This window comes from Pseudomonas sp. R3-18-08, assembly GCF_003852065.1.
In the GTDB taxonomy this organism is placed as follows: domain Bacteria; phylum Pseudomonadota; class Gammaproteobacteria; order Pseudomonadales; family Pseudomonadaceae; genus Aquipseudomonas.
In genome coordinates, this window is sequence record NZ_CP027729.1 from 5,312,569 (window position 1) to 5,325,761 (window position 13,193).

Genomic DNA, 13,193 nt, shown 5'->3' on the forward strand with positions numbered 1-13,193 from the left:
AAATTTCTCCTGTTAGTGGGCGACGGCCGCAGCGCCGTGTTCGTCGATCAGCGCACCGTTGTGGAAACGGTCGATGGAGAATGGCGCGGCCAACGGGTGCATTTCACCCTTGGCCAGGCTCGCGGCAAACACGTTGCCTGAGCCCGGCGTGGCCTTGAAGCCACCGGTACCCCACCCGCAGTTGAAGAACATGTTCGGCACCGGGGTCTTGGAGATGATCGGGCAGGCGTCCGGCGTGGTGTCGACGATGCCGCCCCACTGGCGGTTCATGCGCACCCGGGACAATACCGGGAACATCTCGACGATGGCCTGGATGGTGTGTTCGATCACCGGGTACGAGCCACGCTGGCCGTAGCCGTTGTAGCCGTCGATACCGGCGCCGATCACCAGGTCGCCCTTGTCGGACTGGCTGATGTAGCCGTGCACGGCGTTGGACATGATCACGCTGTCGATAATCGGCTTGATCGGCTCCGACACCAACGCTTGCAGCGGGTGGGATTCGATCGGCAAACGGAACCCGGCGAGTGACGCCATGTGCCCGGAGTTACCGGCCGTGACCACACCGACGCGCTTGGCGCCGATAAAACCCTTGTTGGTTTCCACGCCGATGCACACGCCGTTTTCCTTGCGAAAGCCGATCACTTCGGTCTGCTGGATCAAGTCCACGCCCAACGCGTCAGCGGCACGGGCAAAGCCCCAGGCCACGGCATCGTGACGGGCCACGCCGCCGCGACGTTGCACGGTGGCGCCGAGGACCGGGTAGCGGGTGTTCTTGGAGCAGTCGAGGTAAGGAATCTCGTCGGCAACCTGCTTGGCGTCGAGCAGCTCGCCATCCACGCCGTTGAGGCGGTTGGCGCTGACGCGACGCTCGGAATCGCGGATGTCCTGCAGGGTGTGGCACAGGTTGTACACCCCGCGCTGGGAGAACATCACGTTGTAGTTCAGGTCCTGGGACAAACCCTCCCAGAGTTTCATCGCGTGTTCATACAGGTGCGCCGACTCATCCCACAGGTAGTTGGAACGCACGATGGTAGTGTTGCGCGCCGTGTTGCCGCCGCCCAGCCAGCCTTTCTCGACCACGGCCACGTTGGTGATGCCGTGCTCTTTGGCCAGGTAGTAAGCGGTCGCCAGACCATGCCCGCCGCCGCCGACGATGACCACGTCGTAGACCTTCTTGGGGGTCGGCGTGCGCCACATCTTCTGCCAGTTTTCGTGATGGCTGAGGGAGTGCTTGAAGAGGCCGAAGCCTGAGTAGCGTTGCATAGTCATTACTCCAAAACCGCGCTCAGCGATAAACCGGGAAATCAGCGCACAGGGCAGACACGTGCTTGGCCACGTTGGCCTCGACATCGGCGTCGCCGAGGTTGTCGAGGATGTCGCAGATCCAGCCGGCCAGTTCGATGCACTGCGGCACTTTGAAGCCACGGGTGGTCACCGCCGGGGTGCCGATGCGCAGGCCCGAGGTCACGAACGGCGACTGCGGGTCATTCGGCACAGCGTTCTTGTTGACGGTGATGTGGGCGCGGCCGAGGGCCGCGTCCGCGTCTTTGCCGGTGAGGCCCTGACGGATCAGGCTGACCAGGAACAAGTGATTGTCGGTGCCACCGGAGACCACATCGTAGCCGCGCTTGATGAACACTTCGGCCATGGCCTGGGCATTGTCGATCACCTGTTGCTGATACGCCTTGAAGCCGGGCTCTGCCGCTTCCTTGAAGCACACCGCCTTGCCGGCGATCACATGCATCAGCGGGCCGCCCTGGGCGCCAGGGAAGACGGCCGCGTTGAGTTTCTTTTCGATGGCTTCGTTGGCCTTGGCCAGGATCAGGCCACCGCGTGGACCGCGCAGGGTCTTGTGGGTGGTGGTGGTGACCACGTCCGCGTAGGGCAGCGGGTTCGGGTACAGACCGGCGGCCACCAGCCCGGCGACGTGGGCCATGTCGACGAACAGCAGCGCACCTACCTTGTCGGCGATCGCACGGAAGCGGGGGAAATCCAGGGTCTTGGAGTAGGCAGAGAAACCGGCCACGACCATTTTCGGCTGGTGCTCCACGGCCAGGCGCTCGACTTCGTCGTAGTCGATCAGGCCGGTATCGGTGTTGATGCCGTACTGCACCGCGTTGTACAGCTTGCCCGAGGACGACACTTTGGCGCCGTGGGTCAGGTGGCCGCCGTGGGCCAGGCTCATGCCGAGGATAGTGTCGCCGGCATTGATCAGCGCTAGGTACACCGCACTGTTGGCGGACGAGCCGGAGTGCGGCTGCACGTTAGCGTAATCGGCGCCGAACAGCTGCTTGGCGCGCTCGATGGCCAGGGCCTCGACCTTGTCCACATGCTCGCAGCCACCGTAGTAGCGCTTGCCCGGATAGCCTTCGGCGTATTTGTTGGTGAGGCCGCTGCCTTGAGCTTCCATCACGCGCTTGCTGGTGTAGTTCTCCGACGCGATCAGCTCGATATGATCTTCCTGACGCTGCTCCTCGGCATTCATCGCCGCCAGCAGTGCGTCGTCATATCCCTGGATCTGGTCTTGTTTGCTGAACATCGCGTCTCTCCCAGCCTTTCGTATTGTTGAGGCCCGTGCAGGGCCCTTTGATGCGATGGTAGGGCTGGCGCGTGCAGGTCAAATGCCTGCGCACGCCACGCAAAGGTGCGTTTACGACATTGCTCAAACAACACAGAAATAAATGTGGGAGGGGGCTTGCTCCCGATAGCGGTGGGTCAGCTTGCATAGGCTGTGGCTGACACTCCGCCATCGGGAGCAAGCCCCCTCCCACATGGGTTAGGCGTTGACCGTGCGAAGGAGTAGCAGCAGCAGGAAATGCAGGGGATAGAGCGCGTACGCCCAGCGACGCATGGCTGGCGGGGAGGCGCTTTTGGCATGTCGCAACAAGACCAATCCGGCCAATGGCGCGATCAGGCACGCGGCCAACCCGGTCAGCGCAACGATCGAGCCGCTGTTGAGCAAAATCTGCCATTGGTTGGCGGCCACGCAGACCAAACCCGGCAACACGCTGAAATACCATGGCCGACTGAATACCAGCAGCATCGCCAGTGGCAGCAATACACCAAAAAAACCGAACATCAGTTGCGTGGAAAATACAGCGCCTATTGCGAGCGCCAGCAGCGCCAAGCCTCGATCAACAAGGGCTTTGTGCTGCCATCCCCTGGCAACCAGCACGCCCAGCGCCAGGGTCGGCAGCACATTCAACGTATCGGCATCCTCGATAAACAGCCGATAAGGCACTTCGCTGATCACACTGAACACCAGCAACCAGCCCAGGTAGCGCCACTGGCCGTTCATCGGCGCATTGCGCGCGCGATGCAGGTTCGCCGCGATCGCCAGGCAAAACCACGGGAACGCCAGGCGCCCCGGCACGTACAGCCCATCCAGGCTCAACCCCACATAGCGCAGGTGGTCCAGCACCATGCTCAGCAGCGCGAGCCACTTGAGCAGATCCAAAGCGCCATCGCGGATACGTCCGACAGGAATCGTTTCAGTACCGTGCATAATTCCCCAACGACTTTGCATTTACAGTGCGTGCGCCCCCCTCCCAATCTTGGTTAAAGTGCGCACCAACATCGACCACAGGAATGGGCCATGACCGACAAGAGCCAACAATTCGCCAGCGACAACTATTCCGGCATCTGCCCGGAAGCCTGGGCCGCCATGGAACAAGCCAACCAGGGCCATCAACGCGCCTACGGTGATGATGAGTGGACCCACCGCGCCGCCGACGGTTTCCGCAATCTGTTCGAAACCGACTGCGAAGTGTTCTTCGCCTTCAACGGTACCGCCGCCAACTCCCTGGCGCTGTCTTCGCTGTGCCAGAGCTACCATAGCGTGATTTGCTCGGAAACCGCCCACGTCGAGACCGACGAATGCGGCGCGCCGGAGTTTTTCTCTAACGGTTCCAAGCTGCTCACCGCCCGCACCGAAAACGGCAAGCTGACCCCGGAATCGATCCGCGAAATCGCCCTCAAGCGCCAGGACATCCACTACCCGAAACCGCGCGTCGTCACGCTGACCCAGGCCACCGAGGTCGGCAGCGTCTACACCCCGGAAGAAATCCGCGCCATCAGCGCTACCGGCAAGGAACTGGGCCTGAACCTGCACATGGACGGCGCACGCTTCTCCAACGCCTGCGCCTTCCTCGGCTGCTCGCCGGCCGACCTGACCTGGAAGGCCGGTGTGGACGTGCTGTGCTTTGGCGGCACCAAGAACGGCATGGCGGTGGGTGAAGCCATCCTGTTCTTCAACCACAAGCTGGCCGAAGACTTCGACTACCGCTGCAAACAGGCCGGCCAACTGGCGTCGAAGATGCGCTTTTTGTCGGCACCGTGGGTGGGCCTGCTGGAAAACCACGCCTGGCTCAAGCATGCGCGCCACGCCAACCACTGCGCGCAACTGCTCAGCAGCCTGGTGGCGGATATTCCTGGCGTTGAGCTGATGTTCCCGGTGCAAGCCAACGGCGTGTTCCTGCAACTCTCGGAACCGGCCATCGCAGCGCTGACCGCCAAGGGCTGGCGTTTCTACACCTTTATCGGCAAAGGCGGCGCACGCTTCATGTGCGCGTGGGATACCGAGGAAGAGCGTGTAAGAGAATTGGCGGCGGATATCAGGGAAGTGATGAACGCTTGAAGTAGAAATCAGCCCAGCCCGTGCTGGCCGATTGCCGAGTCTGTTTTTTGATATTTCTGACAGCAGCGCAATATGATTTCGTTGTCTAGCCTCTTGGAACCCGGAAGGAAAACGCAGCGATACCTGCCACCTTTCGGGTCTATTACCTGCCGAATGATCGGCCGGAAATACCTATCCAATGGAGAGCTTAATCATGGAATATCAAAACAACATCAATACCCTGCAAAGCAACGGCACCGACAGCACCACTGTCATCGACTGGGACGAGTTCAGGAAGCACGCCAAAGTCGGCGATACCATCCGCGAGCCATCCAGAACGCTCAGGATTTATGACAAAGTCTACGAAATGACAGCCTCAGGCCAACACTTCGTCATCCACATCTACGCCCAGTAACCCTCCCCACTGATCGTTCCCACGCTCTGCGTGGGAATGCCTCCTCCCCTGGACGCTCCGCGTCCCACCCCAACTCAAGGATGAGCACGTGGGTAGAAGCCACTACGTCATCACCGAGCCCGAAAAGCCGCACTTTCTAACCTGTACGGTCATGGAGTGGCTGCCACTCTTCACCTGCAGTTACTTGGTGGACCATCTTTTAGATTGCTGGCGATATCAACAAAGTAACCATGCGTTAAACCTGTTTGGCTACGTTGTGCTGGAAAACCACCTGCACTTCGTTGCCCAAGCGCCCGACTTGGGAAAATGCGTCAGCCAATTCAAATCCTTCACTGCCCGCACCATCATCGACGACCTGCAGAGCAAAGGTGCGGAACGCGTGTTACAGCGCCTGCGTTTCAGCAAACGTGCGCACAAGGCAGATCGTGTTTATCAACTCTGGCAGGAAGGCTCCCATGCAGAACTGGTCTACAGCGAGGCCGTCATGCGTCAGAAGCTTGATTACATCCATCACAACCCCGTGAAACGAGGCTATGTGGACCGCGCAGAACACTGGCGGTACTCCAGCGCTCGCAACTATGCAGGGATGGAAGGGCTGATCAGCATCCAGCCTTGGTTCTAAAGAGAGGCGGGACGCGGAGCGTCCCAGGAGGCGTTACCACGCGGAGCGTGGGAACGATCAGCGACATAAGATCGTTCCTACGCTCCGCGTGGGAATGCAGCCCGTGACGCTCCGCGTCACCAGCGTTCGGGTCAGAACTCGATGCGCACATCGCCCTTCGGCACACTGCAGCATGACAGGATGTAACCCTCGGCTTCGTCCTCTTCGGTAATCCCGCCGTTGTGCTCCATCTCCACCTCGCCGCCCAGCTTCATCACCTTGCATGTGCCGCAGATGCCCATGCCGCATGCTTTCGGGATCAACAGGCCAAGCTTGGCCGCCGCCGCATGCACGGTTTCGCCCGGCGCCACGCGGATGCTCTTGCCGGACGCTATGAATTCCACCTGGTGCAGGTCCGCCAGGTCGACTTCAGGGGCATCAGCGGCTTGTTCGGCCTGCTCCACCGCGTCGGCCCGCGCTTCCGGCGGCGTCGCGCCGAAGGATTCTTCGTGATAGCGCATCATGTCGAAACCGGCGGCTTCCAGCAGGCGTTTTACCGCGCTCATGTACGGCGTGGGGCCGCAGCAGAACACTTCGCGTTCGAGGAAGTCCGGCACCATCAGTTCCAGCATCTTGTGGTTCAGATAGCCGCGGTACCCGGCCCAGGGTTCTCCAAGTCCATGCTTTTCGCAGATCAGGTGCAGGCTGAAGTTGTCGATCCGCGACGCCATGTGCTCCAGCTCGCGGTGGTAGATGATGTCTTTGGGTGAACGGGCGCTGTGCACGAAGACCATGTCGACATTGGCGTTGGTGTCGTAAAACCAGCGTGCCATGGACATCACCGGGGTGATACCGACGCCGCCGCTCAGGTACAACACTTTCGGATTGGTGTAGTCGATAGCGTTGAACAGCCCCACCGGCCCGTGCACCGCCAGCTCCTGACCTTCATGCAGCGTGTCGTGCAGCCAGTTGGAAACCTTGCCGCCCGGTACGCGCTTGATGGTCACCGAAAAGCTGTAGGGCACCGAGGGCGAACTGGAAATGGTGTAGGAGCGCATGATCGGCTGGCCTTCGATTTCCAGCTCCAGGGTGACGAACTGCCCGGGCTTGAAAAAGAACAGGATCGGTTGATCGGCCATAAAGCAGAAGGTACGCACGTCCCAGGTTTCCTGGATGACTTTGACGCAACGGACGATGTGCCGACCATTGGCCCAGGTCTGGGTGGTTACCGGATTCAGGAAGCTGTTGGACATACTGTTCTCCACCGCCGAGGCTCGGCCTTATGGTGGCGATTCTGCGTAACGCGAGAATCCGCCATTTACCTATCTGCGACATTCACATACTTACCGCGACCAGCCCCCAACGACAGGGGGTTGCGCGTCGGGATCAGATTGGGCCATGTCGCCCATGGATAAGGTTCGACGCAACGCCGGGCCCACACTCGCTCCCAACGAAAGACACTTTCTTTACGCCTTGCACAGCACCAACCGTAGCCACTATTCGCCGGCCACACAGAATGGCCATGAGGACATACACGATGGACGTCACCGCAACCTTAAGCTTGGGCGATCCGCTGGAACCCGCACGCAAGGCCACCGCGCAGATGCTGCAAGAGCGCGAGCGCACCTTTTCGCTGCCACAGCCGTTTTACTCTGATGAGCGACTGTTCGATATCGACATGCAGGAGATCTTCCAGAAAGAGTGGTTGATTGCCGGCATGACCTGCGAAATCCCCACCAAGGGCAACTACCTGACCCTGCAAGTGGGCAAGAACCCGATCATCGTGATCCGTGGCGCCGACGGTGTGGTGCACGCCTTCCACAACGTATGCCGCCACCGTGGCTCGCGCTTGTGCACCAGCGAAAAGGGCAAGGTCGCCAAGCTCGTTTGCCATTACCACCAGTGGACCTACGAGCTGGACGGTCGTCTGTTGTTCGCCGGCACGGAGATGGGCGCTGACTTCGACATGAAGCAGTACGGCCTCAAACCGGTGAACGTGAAGACCGCCGGCGGCTACATTTTCATCAGCCTGGCGGAAAACCCACCGGCCATCGATGACTTCCTGTCGACCCTGAACCATTACATGGAACCGTACGACATGGAGAACACCAAGGTGGCGATCCAGACCACCTTGTTTGAAAAAGCCAACTGGAAGCTGGTGCTGGAAAACAACCGCGAGTGCTACCACTGCAACGCGTCGCACCCGGAACTGCTGAAAACCTTGCTGGAATGGGACGACGTCACCGACCCGCGCGCCGATCAGGCGTTCAAGGACCACGTGGCTGCTTCCGCCGCCGCCTGGGATGCCGAGAAGATTCCTTATGCCCACGCCAGTTTTGGCCTGCGCAACCGTATCGTGCGCATGCCACTGCTCAAGGGCACCGTGTCGATGACCCTGGACGGCAAACAGGGCTGCGCAAAACTGATGGGCCGAATCAAGAACCCCGACCTGGGCTCGATGCGCATCCTGCACCTGCCCCACTCGTGGAATCACTGCATGGGCGATCACATCATCGTGTTCACCGTGTGGCCGATCAGTGCCCAGGAAACCATGGTCACCACCAAGTGGATCGTGCACAAGGACGCGGTGGAAGGCGTGGACTACGACGTGGAGCGCATGCGCCAAGTGTGGGACGCCACCAACGACCAGGACCGTCGCCTGGCCGAAGAGAACCAGCGCGGGATCAACTCCACCGCTTACCAGCCAGGCCCGTACTCCAAGACCTATGAGTTCGGCGTGGTGAACTTTGTCGATTGGTACAGCGAACGCATGCTGAACAACCTTGGTGCCGCGCCCGCGCCCTACCTCAAAGGCGTGGCCGCCCACGAATAACTGATACGCCGTGGATCAAAATGTGGGAGGGGGCTTGCTCCCGATAGCGGAGTATCAGCCAATGCATGTGCAAGCTGATCCATCCCTATCGGGAGCAAGCCCCCTCCCACACCTGTACCAGGCGCTGAACAATATTTGATCAACTCTCGCGCGGACCGCTAAAAGCCTGCCCTACAGCCTTCGCCCAACAACTTATCCACAAAGACACCCACAGCAATTGTGGGCAACTGTCTTTTTCTCTGGAAATAAATCAAGAAAATCCGTGACTTATTCAAAGCACAGGATTTTATCCTGTATTGATCATTTTTTGATCTAAAGCCTGTAAGCCACGGTACTCAAGGGCTACAGAGGAACGCGAACACCTTATCCACAGAAGCACCAACAGACTTTGGGGGCAACTTTGCTCACGCTGTGGAAAACCGCGTCAAACCTGCATATATCGAGGTGTTCAGCACTTTCAGGACTGTAAAAACAACCTTTGATCAGATTTTGAGCAGATTGAGGACAGCCTTTGTTTATAAGGCCTGTAACCGACAGCGAACATCTTATCCACAGGCGGATCAACAGCCATTGTGGGTAAACCGCAGGTCCAAATGTGGGAGGGGGCTTGCTCCCGATAGCGGTGGGTCAGTTACAGCTATATCAACTGATACTCCGCCATCGGGAGCAAGCCCCCTCCCACAAGGGTTCAGCGCACGACGCCTTCTTCTATCAACAGCTTGAGAATGGCTTCAGCGCCCGCCTCCGGGCTGAGGCCCTTGAGCACTTGCCCACCGCCCCCGCTGGCCTTGGCCGTCGCTGCCTTCATCCGGTCGGCGCCACTCTTGGCCTTGATCACCTTGAGGCGCTTGGGTCGCGGCTTGGCCGGCTGCAGCAGCGCGTCTGTGAATAACTGATCCTGTTCGATCTCGACTTCGTGGGCGGCAAGCTCGCCACGTTGCGCCGGTCCATAGGCGCTTTGCCGAGGCTTGGGCGCGGCGTTATCCACAGTGGCGAGAAAAGGCAGGCGTACCTTCAAGCGCCGCCGCTGGCCACGGGGCAAGGCTTGCAGCACGTGGGCCACGCCGCTTTCGATGGACTCCACTTGGGCCAGGCCGACTATCAGCGGCCAACCCAGTTGTTCGGCCAACAGAAACGGCAGCATGCCCGAACCCTCGCCGGTTTCCGCCTGGCTGCCGGTAAGCACCACCTGGGCGCCAGCGTCGCGTAGATAGTCACTCAACACCGGCAACGCATCGGCGCCCGCCGGCTGTTCCAGCACATGCAGTTGCGGCAGGCCCATGCCCAGGTAGCTGCGCAAGGTCGGCTCGCTGATATCGCCGGCGTGCAGTACCTGCAACTTATCCCCAGCCATCTGCAGCCCCAGCTCGACCGCACGCGCATCTTGTTCGGCACGGCGCGGGCGCCCGGAAGTGGGGTGGGCGCCGACGGATACCAGGCTGATTACATTGGTTGTCATGGTCATATCCCTAGGCTGCATCGCGCTTGGCGCCGTTGCGGTGGGCCTCGACCGCAGCGATCAAGGCTTGCAGAATCGCGGCGCTTTCGCCGATCACCGACAGGTCGGCACGCTTGATCATGTCGCAACCCGGGTCGAGGTTGATCGCCACCACCTTGTCGCAGGCACCGATGCCTTGCAGGTGCTGGATCGCCCCGGAAATGCCCACGGCCACGTACACCCGCGCCGTGACCCAGGTGCCGCTGGCGCCGACCTGGCGATCACGCGCCATATAGCCATCGTCCACCGCCACCCGCGACGCGCCCTCGGTGGCGCCCAGGGCGGCGGCGGTCTGGTGGAACAGCGCCCAGTCCTTCACGCCGTTGCCGCCAGAAAAAATGAATTCCGCTTCGGCCATGGGAATCGCCGCCGGGTCCACCGCCACTGCGCCGAGGTCTTCGATACGTGGCAGGCTGCGCGCCAGGGTTGTGGATAACTCCACGGGCAAGACTTCATGGCGCGTGTCGCTGACCGGATCGGCACATTCGGCGGCCGCGAGGATCAGGCGCGGCAATGGCCGGGCCAGATCTTCCTGGCCCGCACCGGCGCGGCCGATGCACGCCTCACCTTTGATCTGCCACACCCGCGTGGCCGGGCGCTCCTTGAGGCTGGCGGCAAAACGCCGACCCAGCTCGCCGCCGCCGCTGCGGCTGTCCGGCAGCAACCAGTGACGCGGGTTGAACTGGTTATCCACAGCCCGCAGGCCCTGGACGCGCTGCTCCGGTGAATAACCGTCGAACTCGTGACCGTCCAGCACCAGCAGGCGGTCCACGCCCGCTGTAGCAAACGCGCTCTCCTTGTGTTCACCAAACACCACCGCCAGTACCGCGCCGTCACTGCCGGCCAGTTGCCGGGCCAGGCCGAGCAAATCGCGGTCGTGGCTGCTCAGGCGGCCACCGACCATATCCGGCACCACGTTGATGTAGAACGTCGGCATTGGCACCTGGTGCAGCGGCAACAGCACCTCGACCGCCGCCGTACGCCTGGCCGCACCGCCCTGCTGGGCGCCGCTGCGGTCGATACGCTTGATCCCGTTGGGGCCGATAAAACCAACACCATGCACGTTCTTGCGGATCACACCGTTGGGCCCCATCCAGCTCTGTTGCACGGGCTGCATCGCCGCGTGCAAAGGATGAAGACGGTTACGGGCGATCCATTCGGCACGGGGATCGCGGCGGATAATGTCGCTCATCAATGCACCTCCGCAGGTTCACGCTTGTTGGGCGCCTTGGCCGGTGCCGCATCTTCAAGCAAGGCGTCGGCCACCAATTCGGCAATGTCTTTGATCAACGGGCGCGGTTCGACCACGCCTTCAAGCATCGCCGTGCACTGCGGGCAACCCACAGCTACCAGTTCGGCGCCGGTCTCGCGGATGTCGTCCATGCGCATATCGGGGATGCGTTGCTTGCCGGGGATGTCGGTGATCGGCGCGCCGCCACCGCCGCCGCAGCAGCGTGAACGAAAGCCCGAGCGTTGCATCTCCTTGACCTCGATACCCAGGGCCCGCAGCACTTGGCGCGGCGCCTCGTATTCGCCGTTGTAGCGGCCCAGATAGCAAGGGTCGTGATAGGTCACGCTGGTGCCTTTGTGCTGGCCCAGGTTCAACGCGCCCTCGCCGATCAGCTCGGCCATGAAGGTGCTGTGGTGCTGCACGAGGTAGTTGCCGTTGAAGGCGCCGTATTCGTTTTTCAGCACATGAAAACTGTGCGGATCGCAGGTGACGATGCGCTTGAAGCTGTACTTGGCCAGGGTCTGGATATTGCGCGAAGCCAGCAACTGAAAGGTCGCTTCATCGCCCAGGCGCCGCGCCACGTCGCCGCTGTCGCGCTCTTCCAGGCCAAGCACGGCGAAGTCGACCCTGGCCGCCTTGAGCACTTTGACGAACGCGCGCAGGGTGCGCTGGTTGCGCATGTCGAAGGCGCCGTCGCCGACCCAGAACAGCACCTCGCAGCTGCCTTTCTCGCTGAGCAGCGGCAGGTTCAAATCCGCCGCCCAGTTCAGCCGGCCGCCGGGTGCGAAGCCGCCGGGGTTGTCGGTGGCGATCAGGTTTTCCAGGACTTCGGCGCCTTTGTTCGGCGTTGCGCCCTTTTCCAGGGTGAGGTAGCGGCGCATGTCGACGATGGCGTCCACGTGCTCGATCATCATCGGGCACTCTTCCACGCAGGCGCGACAGGTGGTGCATGACCACAGTGTCTCGGCGTCCACCAGGCCGTTGACGATCGGCTGGTGCGGGTTGCCGCCGTGCTCGCCGATTGGTTTGCCCCCGCCGTTAATTGATGGATAGGGGCTGCCGGCGAACTTGGCATCGGTGCCACCGGCCAGGCCGACCACCATGTCCTGGATCAGCTTTTTCGGGTTCAGCGGCTGGCCGGCGGCGAACGCCGGGCAGGCGGCTTCGCACTTGCCGCACTGCACGCAGGCGTCGAAACCGAGCAGTTGGTTCCAGGTGAAGTCCTTGGGTTTTTCCACGCCCAACGGCGCGGTTTTGTCGCTGAGGTCCAGCGGTTTCAAACCGGTGGAACGCCCACCCCCAAAGCGCTCGGCGCGGCGGTGCCAGGCCAGGTGCAAGGCACCGGCGAAGGCGTGCTTCATCGGGCCGCCCCAGGTCATGCCGAAGAACATTTCAGACACGCCCCACAACACGCCCACGCTCAACAACGCGGCCAGCAGCCAGCCGCCGAAGTCGGCGGGCAAGATGCCGGCCACCGGCAGGGTCACGAGGAAAAAGCTGACCGAGAACGCCATCAGGCTTTTCGGCAAGCGCATCCACGGGCCCTTCGACAGGCGCGCGGGCGGATTGCGGCGGCGCAGGTACATGAAGATGGCGCCGACAAACATCAAGGTCGAGGCCAAAAGCAGCGCATAGCCGAGGATACGGTTATGCAGGCCGAAACCGTGCACTAGCACCGCCAGCAGCGCCGACAGCACAAAGCCCAGCGCGGTGGCGACGTGGGTATTGGCGATGTATTTGTCGCGGGCGACCACGTGGTGCAGGTCGACCATGTAGCGCTTGGGCATGGCCAGCAGGCCGCCGAGCAGGTCGACCTTGGAGGCGCGGCCACGGCGCCACATGTTCACCCGGCGCAGGGCGCCGAGGACGGCGAGCCCCAAAGCGGCAAACAGAAGAATTGGCAGCAAGGTGTTCAACATGGTGAAGCTCCCACAGACCACACAGGTCTACTGTGAAACTGGCCTTGAAATGTGGGAGGGGGCTTGCTCCCGATGGCGGAG

Annotated in this window: 11 protein-coding genes; 4 read left to right on the top strand and 7 right to left on the bottom strand. The window is 61.5% G+C overall.

Features of this window, described 5'->3' with window-relative positions:
- Positions 1-12: 12 nt before the first annotated feature.
- The 3 genes from C4J92_RS24485 to C4J92_RS24495 form a co-directional block, all read right to left on the bottom strand.
- Positions 13-1,263 (bottom strand): sarcosine oxidase subunit beta, encoded by a 1,251-nt coding sequence (locus tag C4J92_RS24485; RefSeq protein ID WP_057723607.1) that lies wholly within the window; start codon positions 1,261-1,263, stop codon positions 13-15.
- Between the two features lie 22 nt (positions 1,264-1,285).
- On the bottom strand, positions 1,286-2,539 hold the full coding sequence (gene glyA, locus C4J92_RS24490; protein WP_124368610.1) for a serine hydroxymethyltransferase: 1,254 nt from the start codon (positions 2,537-2,539) through the stop codon (positions 1,286-1,288).
- Positions 2,540-2,776: 237 nt separating this feature from the next.
- A complete protein-coding gene (locus tag C4J92_RS24495) occupies positions 2,777-3,505 on the bottom strand; it encodes a TraX family protein (RefSeq protein WP_124405488.1) in 729 nt (242 codons plus the stop codon).
- A gap of 90 nt (positions 3,506-3,595) precedes the next feature.
- Here C4J92_RS24495 and C4J92_RS24500 point away from each other — a divergent pair, with 90 nt between their 5' ends.
- From C4J92_RS24500 to C4J92_RS24510, 3 genes are all read left to right on the top strand, one after another.
- A complete protein-coding gene (locus tag C4J92_RS24500; RefSeq protein WP_124405489.1) occupies positions 3,596-4,636 on the top strand; it encodes a low specificity L-threonine aldolase in 1,041 nt (346 codons plus the stop codon).
- Positions 4,637-4,829: 193 nt separating this feature from the next.
- A complete protein-coding gene (locus C4J92_RS24505; protein WP_124368612.1) occupies positions 4,830-5,030 on the top strand; it encodes a hypothetical protein in 201 nt (66 codons plus the stop codon).
- An 88-nt stretch (positions 5,031-5,118) separates the two neighbouring features.
- The gene (locus tag C4J92_RS24510) at positions 5,119-5,652 is read left to right on the top strand and encodes a transposase (RefSeq protein ID WP_124405490.1); all 534 of its coding nucleotides are present in this window, start codon (positions 5,119-5,121) and stop codon (positions 5,650-5,652) included.
- Between the two features lie 131 nt (positions 5,653-5,783).
- On the opposite strand, the gene gbcB is transcribed toward C4J92_RS24510, so the two are convergent.
- Complete coding sequence (gene gbcB, locus C4J92_RS24515) at positions 5,784-6,884, bottom strand: glycine-betaine demethylase subunit GbcB (RefSeq protein ID WP_124372097.1); 1,101 nt, start codon at positions 6,882-6,884, stop codon at positions 5,784-5,786.
- 284 nt (positions 6,885-7,168) lie between these two features.
- Here gbcB and gbcA point away from each other — a divergent pair, with 284 nt between their 5' ends.
- The gene (gbcA, locus tag C4J92_RS24520; protein ID WP_124368614.1) at positions 7,169-8,464 is read left to right on the top strand and encodes a glycine-betaine demethylase subunit GbcA; all 1,296 of its coding nucleotides are present in this window, start codon (positions 7,169-7,171) and stop codon (positions 8,462-8,464) included.
- Positions 8,465-9,152: 688 nt separating this feature from the next.
- Here the strand turns inward: gbcA and C4J92_RS24525 are convergent.
- The 3 genes from C4J92_RS24525 to dgcB are packed head-to-tail and all read right to left on the bottom strand — an operon-like array spanning position 9,153 to position 13,112.
- Positions 9,153-9,923, bottom strand: a complete 771-nt coding sequence (locus C4J92_RS24525) for an electron transfer flavoprotein subunit beta (RefSeq protein ID WP_124405491.1) — start codon at positions 9,921-9,923, stop codon at positions 9,153-9,155.
- 10 nt (positions 9,924-9,933) lie between these two features.
- Complete coding sequence (locus tag C4J92_RS24530; RefSeq protein WP_124405492.1) at positions 9,934-11,154, bottom strand: electron transfer flavoprotein subunit alpha/FixB family protein; 1,221 nt, start codon at positions 11,152-11,154, stop codon at positions 9,934-9,936.
- Complete coding sequence (dgcB, locus tag C4J92_RS24535) at positions 11,154-13,112, bottom strand: dimethylglycine demethylation protein DgcB (RefSeq protein ID WP_124405493.1); 1,959 nt, start codon at positions 13,110-13,112, stop codon at positions 11,154-11,156. Before dgcB ends, C4J92_RS24530 begins: the two co-directional genes overlap by 1 nt.
- Between the last annotated feature and the right edge of the window lie 81 nt (positions 13,113-13,193).